The organism is Paenibacillus sp. PastM-3, from assembly GCF_029893965.1.
Lineage (GTDB): Bacteria > Bacillota > Bacilli > Paenibacillales > Paenibacillaceae > Paenibacillus_AQ.
Genome location: NZ_JARXXP010000018.1, coordinates 116,940 through 130,857, shown reverse-complemented (window position 1 = coordinate 130,857; position 13,918 = coordinate 116,940). Strand labels below are relative to the sequence as shown.

Genomic DNA, 13,918 nt, shown 5'->3' with positions numbered 1-13,918 from the left:
ACCGCCTCAAATTGGATTCGTGTACCTCAGGCCGTGCTTTTGCCTCCGGCTTCCTTCAGATTCCGCCTCACGGTGGACACCCTTGCCCTTGGCTATCGGTAGGCGCTTGCCAGCCCCCGTTCGGGACTTTCACCCTAGAGATGACGCCCATGCTGGGCGTACCACAAAATAACAGCCGCCTCCCCAAGGAAGCGGCTGTTTGTGTGCGAACAGTGACCGGCTAGTTTTCTTCTAATACTGTAATCTCCCGCAACACTGCCGTCAGCTGCTCATTCACAGATGAATTCAACGGTAGCAGCGGCAGCGGAAGGGCCGGCTCTGAAATGAAGCCTAATTGCTGCGCGATAGCCGAGGCAACACGCAGACTGCCGTATTGGCGGAATAAGGCCCATAGAGGTTCGAGCAAAATTGAGATTTTCTCCGCTTCCTCCTCCCGGCCGGCCTGGGCCAAACGGGTCATCTGCAGGCAAGTTTTTGGAAGCAGGCCGCCCAGCACAGAGAACCATACCTCACAGCCTGCCCTTAAACCGGCGGCCGCCGAAGGATCTCCGCTTATGCCAAGCACAACACGGGATGGAACGAGTTCACGCAGATTCCTTATACGCAATCCGGCTGCCTCTTGCCCGGAAGGAACACCGGGAATCTTGATGGCTGCGACAATAGGCAGATTGGCAATTCTGCCGTGCAGCTCATCGCTGAAACGAAAATGCGTGGTATTCGGATTATCGTATACGCAGAGCGGCACGGACAGATTGCTAGTCACTTGTTCATACAGATGAAAAACCTCTTCATCCGTTAAAGGCTGATACGATACCGGAGATAACAGGACAGCACTGGCTCCTGCTTGCTGTGCATCCTCTGCCAGATGCAGGACATCTAGCGTCCGAAGCGCGCTTATGCTTGTCATTACAGGTGTTCTGCCTGCTGCCTGGACAGCAAGCCGTAAAACCTGTTCACGCTGGGCCCGGGTAAGATAAGCGTAGTTTCCGGTTGAACCCAGCACTCCGACCGAGTCTACTCCTGCTGATCCTAACCGTTCGATTAAAGGGATGAACTCTTTTTCGTTAATACCTGTCTCATCTAATGGGGTAAGCGGAAACGCGGATAAACCTTGGAACATCTGTCTGCACTCCTTCAGTAGTGGGCTGTTAATATTGAGCCATTATATGAATGAATTGGCCCCATTATAAGTGCCAATTCATAAATAAATCACTGGTCCACTCCTGCTATCATACAAATTACACAGGCCACGCTTGAGGTCGTTACTCCGCATCCGGATAACGTCCCCCGAATGCATTAGGGCTGACAGCGTCAATCCGCGCCAGGTCGTCAGCAGTAGCTGAATATCAATCGCTCCGGCAATTTCTCCGAGCTTGTCTACTATGTCCACATTCTTCTGGAAGTTATCCCCCTGGAAACGCGGCAGGATTCTGCGCATAGCATCCGCTTTAAAGTCCTCATATTTCCGGAGCTCTCCGGTGATGAACCCTCTGCTTAGCGGGCTGTAGGCTACAAAAGTAATCCCCAGCTCATTTACTGCTGGTATAATTTCTTCCTCAACATCACGGCTCCACAGGGAGTATTCCGTTTGCAGCGCTGAGATCGGATGCACGGCATGCGCACGGCGGATGTTAGCTGCGTCTGCTTCGGAAAGGCCCAGATAGCGGACTTTCCCCGCTTTTACGAGATCAGCCATTGCTCCCACAGTCTCTTCAATCGGCACATTGGGATCTACCCGGTGCTGGTAATACAGGTCGATATAATCAAGACCGAGACGGCGCAGGCTCTCATCGATGGCTTTTTTTACGTGAACAGCTGGCTTCATCCCCTCTGGAGTCTGAAGAGAGCTTCGGCATCCGGTTTCAGCAAATGTTTGAACAGTCCGTCTCGCTGACTATCTATTTTACAGAGATCTTCCTGAAGGACCTTGAAACCAGCTATTCCGACTGGTACAGCCGCTTCAACGAAGGCATGCAGCAGTGGGAGGAGCAGATTCTGGCCTACTATCAGGAAGGAATCCGCAGAGGCCTTTTTCATGATCTGAACGGTAAAGTCCTCATTATGCAGGATGAGCTTCTGCGCGGAATGTTGAATGTAAAGTATCTCATGACCAATCAGCTGACGGTGGAGCAGGTATTAACGGACCATTATCAGCTCAAAAAAATCCAGCTGTTCAAGCCGGACAAGCTGTCCGCCATTGACGACGCCCTGATGAGGCCGAGAATTGAGCATCTGACGCATAAGGTTACGAGCAGTCTATTTTAAACAGCAAAACACGCAGCCCTGGCTGCGTGTTTGTGTGTGGACAGGAGATATGAAGGGGATCAGCCCGAAGCGCCGGCTGTAGCCGTCGGCCCACTCGAAGTTATCCAGCAGCGACCAATAGGTGTAACCGATAACCGGAATCCCCATGGCGATACGTTCCTGAGCACCTTTTAGCCTCTCTAATGAATGTAACCTGGTCAAGCTGTTGCAGTATATCAGTCTCCACATAGCCGAGCTGCTGACACACTCGCAGCCGGTCGCCGAGTGCCCGACATCGCCAAAAGCATTGCTACCAGGACACCGCGTATTTCCGCGAGATTTTTCGTAAGCTGATGGGGGTTAGTCCGAGTGAGTACCGAAAGGCTCCGAGTATAACCAAAGAAGGGGGTTGAAGAACAGCAGTCATGTAATTCTGACTGTTCTGAAAACGACGTAATGTCCAACTTAAAGTAAAAAGAAAAAGCGAACAGAGATATCACCCTGTTCGCTAATAATTTCACAGCAAACTTATGAAGCAGGCATAATTATTTTCACGTTATTATAATTTTCTTCATAATAATCGTTATTAAAATCACCATCGAATGTAATCAGATACTGACAACCGTTAGTTTCCGCCATAACTAAATGAATTGCATCATAGGATTCTAACTGAAACTTCGAACAAAAATCAAGCGCTAGTTCATATTCGAAATCTGTAGAAGATCCAATTATCACATCGAAACCCATTTCTTCAATATCGCTTTTTAGATTGATAAAAGTATTAACCGCCTTAATGTAATATTGAGTTAGGCCATCACGAAAACCGGGGAAATTATTTTTAAGCTCTTTTACTAATTTATCAACATTAAAATAAAGCTCACCTGTAGTAAGAAATTCGTTTAGCATATTTTCTTTACGGTGGTTTAATATAATTTGCCGAAGACAATTGGCTGTTCCCAAATCACCTAATAATGCCATTTCTGTTTCAGAGGGTTTTACACCTGTTTGATCCCACCGATGTTTTATGTATAGAACATTTCTAATTATTGTTTTAAAAATATTATGTATAACCTCAGTCACAATGTGATTGCTTATTACAATTCTAGAACCATCAGAATCTTGTAAACGCTGTAAAATATCAAGCGCTAACGGTTTTCGATCATCCTCATCATTTAATAACGTTAAAAGAAAACAAGCATCCAGAAATACAGATGCCTGCTCAAAGTTTTGATAGTCTAAAGTTTCTGGAAAAACAACAAATTTTTTCATTCATCATTTACCCTCTTTATATATTTCAACAAGTTTTTTTCCTGCCAAATCATTAAGGGAATTCCGTCTTCCAAGTTCTTGCGCGGTTATTTTTCTATTTACTTTATTTTTTTGCTCAGTTGAGGAAGATAGTCGAGCCAGTGTCATAAAACTCGCCTCCTTTTTATTAGATTTATTATAGACGTTTAAAATTTCTTTGTCCATAATTTTCCTTCACCGCCCCTTCAGAATATGAATCAAACAATGTCCTGGTTATGACATATTCATATAATTGACAACTAATTTTTAAATAAACTTGCTTCAATATAAATAGATGGCAATGCATCTTCGATTATACATACGAAAGTAAGTTATTTAATAGAAGTGAAAATGCCTGCCTTGAGAAAACTCTTTGAATTCATTTAGCAAAACAAATTAAATGATTACCCTGATGCTTCATTACTTCTTCAAATGATAGGGCACCGTAGTAACAATTACATCGCTGCGGAACAGCAGACGGGCGCGGATCAGCAGGCTTGACTGGTTGTGCAGGATGTTGTGCCAGCCTTTTTTCGGAATAAACTGCGGAATAATGACTGTGACTCTATGATTTAGCTCTGCCGCTTTCCAGTTGATCGTGTCAATGAACTTGGTTAACGGCTGAATAATGCTTCTGTAAGGCGTATAGAGGGTCACCAGGCGCACATCCGGCTGCCACTTTTTCCACTTCTCTTCAAATATCGCTTCGTCTTCCCGTTCAAAAGGAACGTATACGGCGATGATCTGTTGCGGTGACAGCGATTTGGCATATTCCAGCGAGTTCTCCACGACATGGGTGATTCCGGCGACCGGTACGATGATGACATTGCCTTCGATTTTAACCGTTGCTTCACAGGTTGTAATTCTAAGCTGGTCGGCAACCGCCTCGTAATGCTTATGAATTCTGTGGAAGACAAATAGGAGAATCGGCAGAAAGACGAACACAGGCCAAACCTGAGTGAACTTGGTCAGAAAGAACATCATGGTTACAATGAAGCTGATCAGCGCGCCGACGGTGTTGATGACGAACTTCGGCATCCAGCCTGCCGGCTTTTGGCGGAGCCATTTTACCATCATCCCGGTCTGAGATAACGTAAAGGGAATGAACACCCCCACCGCATACAGAGGAATTAACTGCTCCGTCTCCCCTTCAAATACATAAATCAGCAGCATCGAGAGCACGCCCAGGATAATAATCCCGTTGGAATACCCCAGTCTGTCTCCACGCATCGTGAACATCCGCGGAATGAATTTGTCCTTGGCCAGATTCACTGCCAGCAGCGGGAACGCTGAATATCCGGTATTAGCTGCCAGAATCAGGATAAGTGCAGTTGTACCCTGAACAAAGAAGTACATCGCATTGCGCCCGAAGGTCTGCTCCGCAATCTGCGACACAACCGTGACGTCAGCACGGGGTGAAATGCCGTAGTAATAGGCCAGCACAATAATGCCTGAAAACAGAACAGCCAGCAGAGCTCCCATTGCTGTTAAGGTTTTGGCCGCGTTGGAAGCCTCCGGGCTTTTAAAATTCGGAATGGCATTGGAGATCGCTTCTACACCGGTTAACGCTGAGCTCCCCGAAGAAAAGGCGCGCAGCAGCAGGAACAAACTGATCCCTGCCACCGGAGTACCGATTGAGGTATGCAGCTCCGCCGGAACATTGCCCGTTAAGATGTTATAAAGACCGGTGCCGATCAGAATGAATAAGGCCAGCACAAACAGATAGACCGGGTAAGCTAGGACGGAAGCAGATTCCGTCACACCTCTTAAATTCAATAGTGTAATGAGCAGCACGAAAACAATGGCAATCAGCACTTTATGATCATGCAGGCTCGGAAAAGCCGATGTAATCGCGTCTGTTCCGGCCGATACACTTACCGCCACCGTCAGAATATAATCCACCAGCAGCGAACCGCCGGCGACCAGCCCGGGATATCTGCCCAGGTTTTCTTTGGAGACAACATAGGCTCCCCCGCCGTGCGAATAGGCAAAAATTATCTGCCTGTAGGACAGGATCAGTGCAGTCAGCAGCACCAATACCCCGATCGCAATCGGTATGGAATACCAGAAAGCCATTGTACCAACGGTGACCAGTACGATTAATATTTGCTCAGGACCGTAGGCAACCGAAGACAAGGCATCTGAAGAAAGAATCGCCAGCGCTTTCTTTTTATTTAACTTCTGCTCCCCGAGTTCAGTAGACTTCAGGGGCCTTCCAATCAAAAACCTTTTTAAAAAGGAAATCACGGGTTTCACACTCACTTTGCATGTTAGCCTTATTGTCCTGAAAGCATATCACCTGCTGTATTAATCTGGTGTTAGGATTTCGACTCCAGTATTAAGATTGCATTAAGATCGGCCCGTTTTCCGAATAAAAAAAAGCCCCTTTCGGGGCTACTTCGACGGCTCATAGTGAACATGAACCTCAATGACTTCTGCAGTTTTTTTCAGTTCATTCTCCACATTGGTAGCAACGTTATGGGCTTCCTGAAAGCCTAGTTCGCCTTTAATCGACAGGACAACGTCCACTACAGCATTGCTGCCGTAGTTTCTGGCCCGCAGCTCTTTAACCTCCTCCACGCCTTCAACCTGCTCCACAGCCTCCCTGAACGAATGAATAATCGTTTCATCGAACCCGTCCGATAAGTGGTGGGAGGCATCACGGAAGATGTCCCACGCTGTTTTGCAGATGATGAACCCGACAAGTACCGCCGTCACAGGATCAAGCCAAGGCAGGTTAAACTGGGAGCCGACGATTCCGATTACTGCACCGATGCTGACCAGGGCATCCGAAAAATTATCCTTGGCAGCGGCCATCACGGCCTGGCTTTTGATTGCAAGCGCAAGCCGCTTATTGTAACGGTAGACAAAATATATCACGGCTGCACAGAACAGCCCTGTCCAGACGGAGATCAGATCCGGCGGCTCTCCTCTGCCCTTAAATACAGAAGCAACCGCCGTTATCAGTACCTGCACACCGACCGCCATCATAATGAAGGAAGCTATTAATGAAGCAATCGTTTCCGACTTCCAGTGGCCATACGGATGGTCAGCATCAGCCGGCCGCTGGGCTAACTTCAGTCCGATCAGCACCGCGATGGAAGCTACAATGTCCGTTGCATTATTCAGGCCGTCTGCCTTAAGGGCTTCCGAGCCCGATAGATTGCCGATTATCAGTTTAAGAGCGGATAGGCAGATGTAAGCAATAATACTAATAATAGCCCCGCGTTCACCCATTTTTAGATTTTCATAACGCTGCTGCTGCTCCATGTTTCCAGATTCTCCCCTCATCCCGCATTGCATTGTTTCATACTAGCAGACGCAATTTGAGTGGGTCTAGAGAAACGTTTTTCGACGCGGGACGAATAATGTCTCCGGGCAAAGAAGCTTGCACTGATGCAAAAGGGTTGCTGTATCGAAGGATATTTCAGCCAAACTACACAAACCCGATCCTCCGGCAGCTCCTCAAATGCCGTACCCGGCTCCACATCCTCATCGGGATCTCAAAGCGCCGGATCGTAAATATAGCCGCATGGCTTGCAAATGTATTTGGACATTATATATTCCTCCTGTGAGTTAATTAGTTGGATTCTCGGCACTTAATTCCATCATTTCTCAACTTTTATAATAAATAGTTGGAAAATCAGCACTTAGTTTAGGCCAAAAACCCCTCTTGGAGCGATAATTGTATAATTAAGTAGCATTTTTCCACCTAGATTCCTCAAACCGGTAGTTAGCCAAGCATTAGATAGCATTTTTCCACTTAGTTTGGTCAGCCGCCGCTTGTAGGAGCATTACAGGACCGTAATAATCAGCATAGATGTCTTCTGTACAACTATATCGGCTATTTTCTGCGTGAGCCGGCACTTAGTTGTATGCTGTACACTTAAATCTCCCGAAAAAGTCCGATTTACGTGATTCGGCCCATTTTAGTTGCACGGAATGCACTTATAGAGCGGAAGCAGACGACGACGCGGGGATTTAGTTGTATAAACTGCAGTTAAGGAAGTTCGATCTTCAGCTCCAGTCCCTTGATGAACTGCTTCTCCTTCACCGTCTCTGCGAAATCATCCTCTACTATAAATGGCTTTAACAGCAGATAAGAGGTGGTTCCCGAAGTTGTTGCATATCTAGCGTCGAAGCTAAGTGCGTTGGCAGAATACTGCCCGTCCCCGTTCAGAGCCGGAAGCTGGCGTCCCTGATCGTCATAAACCGCAACCCGGATCTTGTTCAACCGTTTTTCTTCCTTCTCTGTCAATGTATCTGCATTGAACAAGGCTATGGAATAGTCAATACGGGTCGTTAAAGGGGTACTCTGCAGTTCTGCCACTGTAAGGGACAGCTCGTCATTAGCGGACAGAGCATCAGGCCGCACATTAATGATGTCTTCGGTTGTTTTTTTGAAGGGAATGTCCAGCTTGAATTCGTGGTCGATACCTTCCAGAGTAAGAAGGGCTTCTGCCGTAAAGCTATCAGGAACGGTACTGCTGCCGGCTGCTTCAAACACCTCTTCAAAAATCAGCATATCCGGATGGGCTTCACCGGCGTCTGTGTAGTAACCGCCCTGCAGGATAGAGCCGGGGTCACCCTGCTGTTCACCGTCTACCGCGAGCGTCAGATTGCTAATGGCATCGCTGAGCTTCACCTTCTTATTACCGGTATCAAACTCGCCGTTCTTCAGATTCGGAGCCTCTACCTTTAGCAGAAAAGCTGCCCGGCTGCCGTCAAACACGGTTTCGGTGACCTCAAGCTTGACGTCCTTGTATGACACTTCACTGTTCACGCTGGAGGCCAGCCCGAGGTCGCCGGCGTTCCGCAGGCCAATATCCCCTTCAATCGAGCTGAACAGGCTTCCGATGAGCGGTATGCTTTTGAGCGAATCTGCCATTGCCGGGGATACAAAGCCGGAGGCGAACAAGCCTGCACCGAGAACGAAGGCTGCTGCTGTGGCAGAGCTCAACCGGCGGAGCTTCGACTGTGGTTTCCTTCTGCTTCCGGCCCGCTGCTCCGGCAGTGAGGCATATGTCTCATCCAAGCGGGCACGGACAAGCGGAGAGATGGGCATACCCGCAGCTGCATTTCCCTCCTTCAATCCTTTGAATTCCTGATCCAGGTTAAGCTTATCCATAGCTTATCGTCCCCTCTTGGTTAATTGTAAAAACCTTCAGCAAGGCTTCCCTCGCTCTCGCAAGCCGCATTTTTACCGCACTCTCTGAAATTTCAAGCACACTGGCGATCTGCCGCAGCGGCAGGTCTTCAAAATAATGCAGGATGACCACAATCCTCATCTTCTCTTCAAGGCGATCAACAGCCTCTCTCAGATCAACCTTGTCATATTCGCCTGAAGGGGAAGCGGACTCCGGAACCTCTGCGTACACAACCGTACGGGAACGGCGCGACAGGATGGAGTTACATTCGTTCATCAGAATCCGGAACATCCAGGTTTTGACGAACTGGGGCTCACGCAGGGAATGTATGGATTTGTAAGCCTTCAAAATCGTTTCCTGCAGCGCATCCGCTACATCCTCTTCCTTGCCCAGCATCGATTTGGCCATATAATACAAAGAATTCTCCAGCTGCTTAACCAGGCTGATAAAAGCTTCACGGTCGCCCGCTTTGGCCTGAACCGTAAGATTGGCTAAATCCAATGTCATACACTCCTTTCTTCTTGCTGGTGTTTATACTAGTTAGACCGGCACAGGGGTCATAGGGTCACAAATAAATAAAATTCATGTACGTAAGAGTCCGCCTTGCTGTTGTTCCGTCCTATGGCTGCCATTTAAACGTCACCGCCGAACGGGCCTTTAAAGTAAAGGTAAATGTACGCTCCGACCATTGCACGCTGAACGCACGGTCCTCATCCGCCGGATTGAGCGCGATCAGCACAAGGGAGCCGTCGGGATTGCGGTAGGCGACATTTTCGATCCCGGCAGCTTGCGTCGATTCGATGCGGACCGCTCCGGGAAGAGCGAACCGGCTGGCATGTCCCAGGGCGTAATACTCCACATTCCGTGAGTAGCCTGCCTCCCCTTGACCGTCTATGGTTACAACACCGCGGCAATTCGAGCAGCCCCCGTTCGTTGGCCCGCCTTCAGGATCAAGAGCCAGGTTCCACAGCAGCACAGTCTTTGCCCAGTTGCGGGGCCCGCCGATGATCAGCTGGGACATCAGCCAGGTCAGGTTATCACCGAAATCCTCACTCCAAGCGCCTCCGCTGCACTCCGTTACATAGATCTCTTTTTCGGGATGGGCTTCGTGCACCTTGCTCATCACGTCCGGCGAACCCGCATAACAATGATAGGCTGTGCCGTCGGTGTAGGCGTTCGCTTTTGCATCACTAAGTACGGTCTGCGTATAGCTCTCCGCGATGTCCCAGTTATGGTCGAACGCCACAATTTTGGACGTAATGCCTTGCCTCTGAAACTCCGGCCCCAGGAAATTTCCGATAAAATAAGCCTGCTCTTCCGCTCCCATACTCATGCTGGGATAATCCGCTGTCGTGAATTCCGGCTCGTTCTGTACAGTCAACGCATAAACGGGGATTCCCAGCTTCTCATAATCTTTAATATATCGTGCCAAATACTGCGCATAGGCAGCATATACATGCGGCTCGGCATAGTTTAAATACCATCCGTTATGAATCTGTTCCCCGTATTTCATCCAGGGCGGAGCCGTCCAGGGCGTTCCCATCACCTTCACCGTTTCGTTCGTATCCACGATACGCTGCAGCAGCCCCGTCACATCCTTGTCTTTGGCGGTGGAGAACCGCTCCAGCCCGTAATCCTCTCCGGATTCCGTGTCATCATAGGTATAACTAGCCGGATTACCGTCTGCATCGACCGAGAAGTCGGAAGCGCCGACGGAGTGGCGGACAAAGCTCAGGTGTATCCCCTCAGGCGTGAACAGATCTTTTACCAGTGCATCGCGCTGAACCTCAGACATTTGCTGATTGATCAGAAAAGCGGAAGAGCCGGTAACGGAAGCGCCGAAGCCGTCCATCGTCTGATATTTCTGGTCCGGATTCACCGTTATAACGGGTTGTCCGGCAGCTGACTGTGCCTTCTCACCATCCGTATCTGCCGAATCCCGGAAAAAGAACGGCTCCTGCGGAGCAAGCAGACTGGACTGATCTCCCGTTGTTACCCAGGCTTTCACTTCTAACGGAGACGGCCGGGTCTGTTCCGGCTTGTAATTGTACAGTATCACTGCGGTCAAGGCCGTTAGTGCAGCTGCGGCTGCAGCCACCGCTAATAACAGTTTACGTCTGCGCATGATCTCTCCCCCTATTAATAAAAAAAACCGGAGGCATGACTTCTCCCCCGGCCCGATCCATGAATCTGCGTCATTGTCCGTTACACAGCTGTGCTACCCGTCACACACTTGGCCAGCTATGCTTTTTCTTGCCCGGAAATTTCTGCTTCATCGTTCGATCTTTTTATTGAAATCAGCTTATTTAATCGTCAGGCTGGTCTTCAGGCGGATATCATCCGACGCGCTGCCGACATAAACCGGCACCTTACCGGATGGCATTACCCATTTGTCCGTTTTCTCATCCCAGTAAGACAGCGCTTTGGCATCCAGCTCGATCTGAACACGCTGCTGCTTGCCGGGCTTCAGCTCAACCTTGGAAAAGCCGGCCAGCTGTTTCGGAGCGGTAGCAACCTTGGTCGGCAGCTGACCGACATACACCTGAACTACCTCGGCACCAGTAACTTTACCGGTATTTCGGAGATTCAGGGACACCGTCATCTTGCGGTTAGCGCCTTTGCCGCTTACATTCGCATGAACATTACGGTAGTCGAAGGTAGTGTAGGATAAGCCGTGGCCGAACGCGAACGCCGGCTTGATTCCGGAATATCCATATCCGCGGTAACCCACCATAACACCTTCACTGTACTCGCCCTTGCCATTCACTCCCGGGAATTGTGCAACAGACGATACCGGCGTACTGTCTTCGTTGACCGGGAACGTAACCGGCAGCTTGCCGGAAGGATTCACATCTCCGAACAGCACCCGTGCAATAGCGTCACCCTGCTCCTGCCCGGTAAACCAGGCCTGGACGATCGACTTGACCTTATTCTGCCATCCGTCCATCTCAACCGCTCTTCCGCTCATGGATACCACGATCGTATTCGGGTTGGCAGCAGCCACTTCGGAGATCAGACGGTCCTGATTATTCGGCAGATCCAGATCCGAACGGTCATAGTAGCCTTCACTTTCATAAGTACGGACAACAACAACGGCAACATCGGATTTTTTGGCCAGATTAACAGCTTCCTGCATCTTGGTGTCAACCGCACCTGCCGGCGGCTCCCAGCCGAGCCGGACGGTACCGCCGAAGTCAGTGGATACACCTTCCTTGTAGTACGTCTTGTATTCGATTTTGATCTCATGACGTTCGCCCTTGGTCAGGGTTACAGCAGCCTTTTCTGTCTTCAGCGTGGTTCCGTCGCTGTCGATCAGCAGCTTGCCGTCCAGATACAGCTTGCCGGTGCCGACACTGGTCAGGCTAAGATTGTACTTCCCTGTCTTGGGAGCAGTCAAGTAACCGTTCCAGCGGGCGGACATCATGCTGTTCAGATTGCCCGGTGTCTGCGGCAGCTTGGAGGATTGGCCGTTCAACCCGTCAAAGTTATAGAAGCCGAGATTCAGATTGACCTGACCGTCTGTCCGGGTAAGCGTAGGCTCGCCTTCCATTTTGTTGTTAGGCCAGTATTCACCGCTAAGTCCGGTGCCTTCCCCATCTCCTGCAGGAGTGAGGACAGAGGATGGAATTGCGGAAGGACCGTTGACGATATCGCCGGTTCCTACAGGATCGGTACCCGGTGCGTAGCTGACTTTAACGCCGCTGCCGGCACGGTCGCGGATGGCATCCAGCGGAGTGACTGTGTACGTTGGAGTAACCAGCGAGCTTCCCCCAACTGTAGCATAGCTGTCGGCATCCGGACCGATGACAGCAATGGACTTCAGCTTGTCTTCATCCAGCGGCAGCGCCTTGTTCTTGTTCTGGAGCAGCACCAGGCTGTCCTCGGCAATATTCAGCGCGGCCTTACCGTGCTCCTTCGCCGGAATCTGGACATTCACCGGCTTGTTGTCAAACAAGCCTTTGTCGAACATCTGTGTCAGCGTTCTTCCGGCCATCAGATCAAGCCGATCTTCACTGACCTCACCATTCTGAACAGCTGTCAGCAGCTGACCTCCCCACTTGCCGTACGGCTCGCCCGGCGTTTCAAGATCAAGTCCGGCCAGTGCCGACTTGGTCGTGCTGAGATTGGCGCCGTAGTCACTCATGACAAAGCCATCGAAGTTCAGCTTGTCCCTCAGGACATCGGTCAGCGCATATTCGCTTTCACAGGCGGGAGTGCCGTTAATTTTATTGAATGAGCACATCACGGAAGAAAGACCGGCATCCTTTATCGCCGCTGCGAACGGTCTGGAGTAGATCTCCATAATCGCCCGTTCGCTGGCTACGGAATCCACTGTGAAACGGTCTGTCTCCTGATTGTTAAGCAGGTAATGCTTGGCTGTTGCCATAACCGGATGACTCTGTACAGCATTCACATAAGCCACGCCCAGCTTGGACTGCAGCAGCGGGTCCTCTCCGAGCGACTCAAAGTTGCGCGAGCCCCATGGCAGCCGGGCGATGTCGAGCCCGGGCCCCAGCAGCACGTTATGCGTTGTATGGAACGCTTCGTCTCCGACCAGATCGCCGTAAAGAGCTGCGGCCTTTGTATCCCAGGTTGCAGCAAGCGCGATTGGCGCCGGGAAAGCGGTAGATTTCTTGTTCTGTATATCGGGGTTGGCAATACGTACGCCTGTCGGCCCATCGGCCATCGTCAATGCGGGAATGCCAAGCCGCTCCAGTGAATCGTTATAAAAGCCGTAGTAATTGTTTACATTACCTGTGACAAAATCAACTTTTTCCTCTGTTGTCATCTCCTTCAGCAGCAGCTTCGTACGTTCTTCCGGAGAATGCTTAGCATCCAGCCATGGTCTGGCAGAATACGCTCCGGCCATCTGCAGAGGCGCAAGCACGGATAGACTGATTGCAGCGGCTGCAACCACCGCGTGTAGTTTAGGCGATACTTTCATGTTCTGTGTTCCCTCCTGGATGTCTCTGTCTAATGCCCCGTCCTCACATTCCAGTCTGTCCAGCTGCCGGACAGTCCTTGTTGATCGGCAATCCGAGTTATGCGTTCCCCTCCTTCGTCCTGAAATTCTGGAATATGTATAGGCTTCACGCTGGAATGTGCCTATGTCTTTCGTGAGCACAGGCAGCTTTTGAATTGCCGGGTATAACCGTAGCGCAGTTTTTCGTGTCATGCATCCGTTATTTTTTGGTAACTGGAAGCCGGCTGTATCCTGTTTCACTGAAAATTACCTGAAA

12 protein-coding genes and 2 pseudogenes are annotated in these 13,918 nt (G+C 49.9%); 2 read left to right on the top strand and 12 right to left on the bottom strand.

Going from position 1 to position 13,918, the window contains the following annotated elements:
* Nucleotides 1-220: 220 nt before the first annotated feature.
* A complete protein-coding gene (locus M2108_RS22325) occupies nt 221-1,120 on the bottom strand; it encodes a dihydrodipicolinate synthase family protein (protein ID WP_277471553.1) in 900 nt (299 codons plus the stop codon).
* 237 nt (nt 1,121-1,357) lie between these two features.
* A pseudogene (locus M2108_RS22320) lies at nt 1,358-1,810 on the bottom strand (aldo/keto reductase); the annotation flags it as partial.
* A 59-nt stretch (nt 1,811-1,869) separates the two neighbouring features.
* On the opposite strand from M2108_RS22320, the gene M2108_RS22315 reads away from it, so the two are divergent.
* Complete coding sequence (locus tag M2108_RS22315) at nt 1,870-2,265, top strand: hypothetical protein (protein WP_277471552.1); 396 nt, start codon at nt 1,870-1,872, stop codon at nt 2,263-2,265.
* Here the strand turns inward: M2108_RS22315 and M2108_RS22310 are convergent.
* Nucleotides 2,257-2,493 carry a family 1 glycosylhydrolase gene (locus tag M2108_RS22310; protein WP_280777186.1) on the bottom strand — a complete coding sequence of 79 codons (237 nt, stop codon included), beginning with the start codon at nt 2,491-2,493 and terminating at the stop codon, nt 2,257-2,259. The genes M2108_RS22315 and M2108_RS22310 overlap by 9 nt on opposite strands.
* Before the next feature lie 89 nt (nt 2,494-2,582).
* Here M2108_RS22310 and M2108_RS31665 point away from each other — a divergent pair, with 89 nt between their 5' ends.
* Nucleotides 2,583-2,657, top strand: coding sequence for a hypothetical protein (locus M2108_RS31665; RefSeq protein ID WP_481856940.1), 75 nt, complete (start codon nt 2,583-2,585; stop codon nt 2,655-2,657).
* Between the two features lie 115 nt (nt 2,658-2,772).
* On the opposite strand, the gene M2108_RS22305 is transcribed toward M2108_RS31665, so the two are convergent.
* From M2108_RS22305 to M2108_RS22265, 9 genes and pseudogenes are all read right to left on the bottom strand, one after another.
* Nucleotides 2,773-3,513 carry a PIN domain-containing protein gene (locus M2108_RS22305; RefSeq protein ID WP_277471550.1) on the bottom strand — a complete coding sequence of 247 codons (741 nt, stop codon included), beginning with the start codon at nt 3,511-3,513 and terminating at the stop codon, nt 2,773-2,775.
* 3 nt (nt 3,514-3,516) lie between these two features.
* The gene (locus tag M2108_RS22300) at nt 3,517-3,717 is read right to left on the bottom strand and encodes a hypothetical protein (RefSeq protein WP_277471549.1); all 201 of its coding nucleotides are present in this window, start codon (nt 3,715-3,717) and stop codon (nt 3,517-3,519) included.
* Between the two features lie 234 nt (nt 3,718-3,951).
* The gene (locus tag M2108_RS22295) at nt 3,952-5,778 is read right to left on the bottom strand and encodes an APC family permease (RefSeq protein WP_277471557.1); all 1,827 of its coding nucleotides are present in this window, start codon (nt 5,776-5,778) and stop codon (nt 3,952-3,954) included.
* A 147-nt stretch (nt 5,779-5,925) separates the two neighbouring features.
* Nucleotides 5,926-6,801 (bottom strand): cation diffusion facilitator family transporter, encoded by an 876-nt coding sequence (locus M2108_RS22290; RefSeq protein WP_277471548.1) that lies wholly within the window; start codon nt 6,799-6,801, stop codon nt 5,926-5,928.
* A gap of 164 nt (nt 6,802-6,965) precedes the next feature.
* A pseudogene (locus M2108_RS22285) lies at nt 6,966-7,088 on the bottom strand (rubredoxin); the annotation flags it as partial.
* 443 nt (nt 7,089-7,531) lie between these two features.
* Nucleotides 7,532-8,659 carry a DUF4179 domain-containing protein gene (locus M2108_RS22280; protein ID WP_277471547.1) on the bottom strand — a complete coding sequence of 376 codons (1,128 nt, stop codon included), beginning with the start codon at nt 8,657-8,659 and terminating at the stop codon, nt 7,532-7,534.
* Entirely contained in the window at nt 8,652-9,179 is a 528-nt protein-coding gene (locus M2108_RS22275; RefSeq protein ID WP_277471546.1) for a sigma-70 family RNA polymerase sigma factor, read from the bottom strand. Before M2108_RS22275 ends, M2108_RS22280 begins: the two co-directional genes overlap by 8 nt.
* 118 nt (nt 9,180-9,297) lie before the next feature.
* Nucleotides 9,298-10,803, bottom strand: a complete 1,506-nt coding sequence (locus tag M2108_RS22270; protein WP_277471545.1) for a glycoside hydrolase family 30 protein — start codon at nt 10,801-10,803, stop codon at nt 9,298-9,300.
* A 177-nt stretch (nt 10,804-10,980) separates the two neighbouring features.
* Nucleotides 10,981-13,623: a beta-glucosidase H gene (locus tag M2108_RS22265; protein WP_277471544.1), complete on the bottom strand. Its 2,643-nt coding sequence runs from the start codon at nt 13,621-13,623 to the stop codon at nt 10,981-10,983.
* Nucleotides 13,624-13,918: the final 295 nt, after the last annotated feature.

Coding starts and splice junctions, on each gene's coding strand:
- M2108_RS22270 (WP_277471545.1), bottom strand. CDS start 10,803: ATGCGCAGACGTAAACTGTTATTAGCGGTGGCTGCAGCCGCAGCTGCA.
- M2108_RS22265 (WP_277471544.1), bottom strand. CDS start 13,623: ATGAAAGTATCGCCTAAACTACACGCGGTGGTTGCAGCCGCTGCAATC.
- M2108_RS22300 (WP_277471549.1), bottom strand. CDS start 3,717: ATGGACAAAGAAATTTTAAACGTCTATAATAAATCTAATAAAAAGGAG.
- M2108_RS22280 (WP_277471547.1), bottom strand. CDS start 8,659: ATGGATAAGCTTAACCTGGATCAGGAATTCAAAGGATTGAAGGAGGGA.
- M2108_RS22315 (WP_277471552.1), top strand. CDS start 1,870: ATGTTTGAACAGTCCGTCTCGCTGACTATCTATTTTACAGAGATCTTC.
- M2108_RS22305 (WP_277471550.1), bottom strand. CDS start 3,513: ATGAAAAAATTTGTTGTTTTTCCAGAAACTTTAGACTATCAAAACTTT.
- M2108_RS22310 (WP_280777186.1), bottom strand. CDS start 2,493: ATGTGGAGACTGATATACTGCAACAGCTTGACCAGGTTACATTCATTA.
- M2108_RS22290 (WP_277471548.1), bottom strand. CDS start 6,801: ATGGAGCAGCAGCAGCGTTATGAAAATCTAAAAATGGGTGAACGCGGG.
- M2108_RS22325 (WP_277471553.1), bottom strand. CDS start 1,120: ATGTTCCAAGGTTTATCCGCGTTTCCGCTTACCCCATTAGATGAGACA.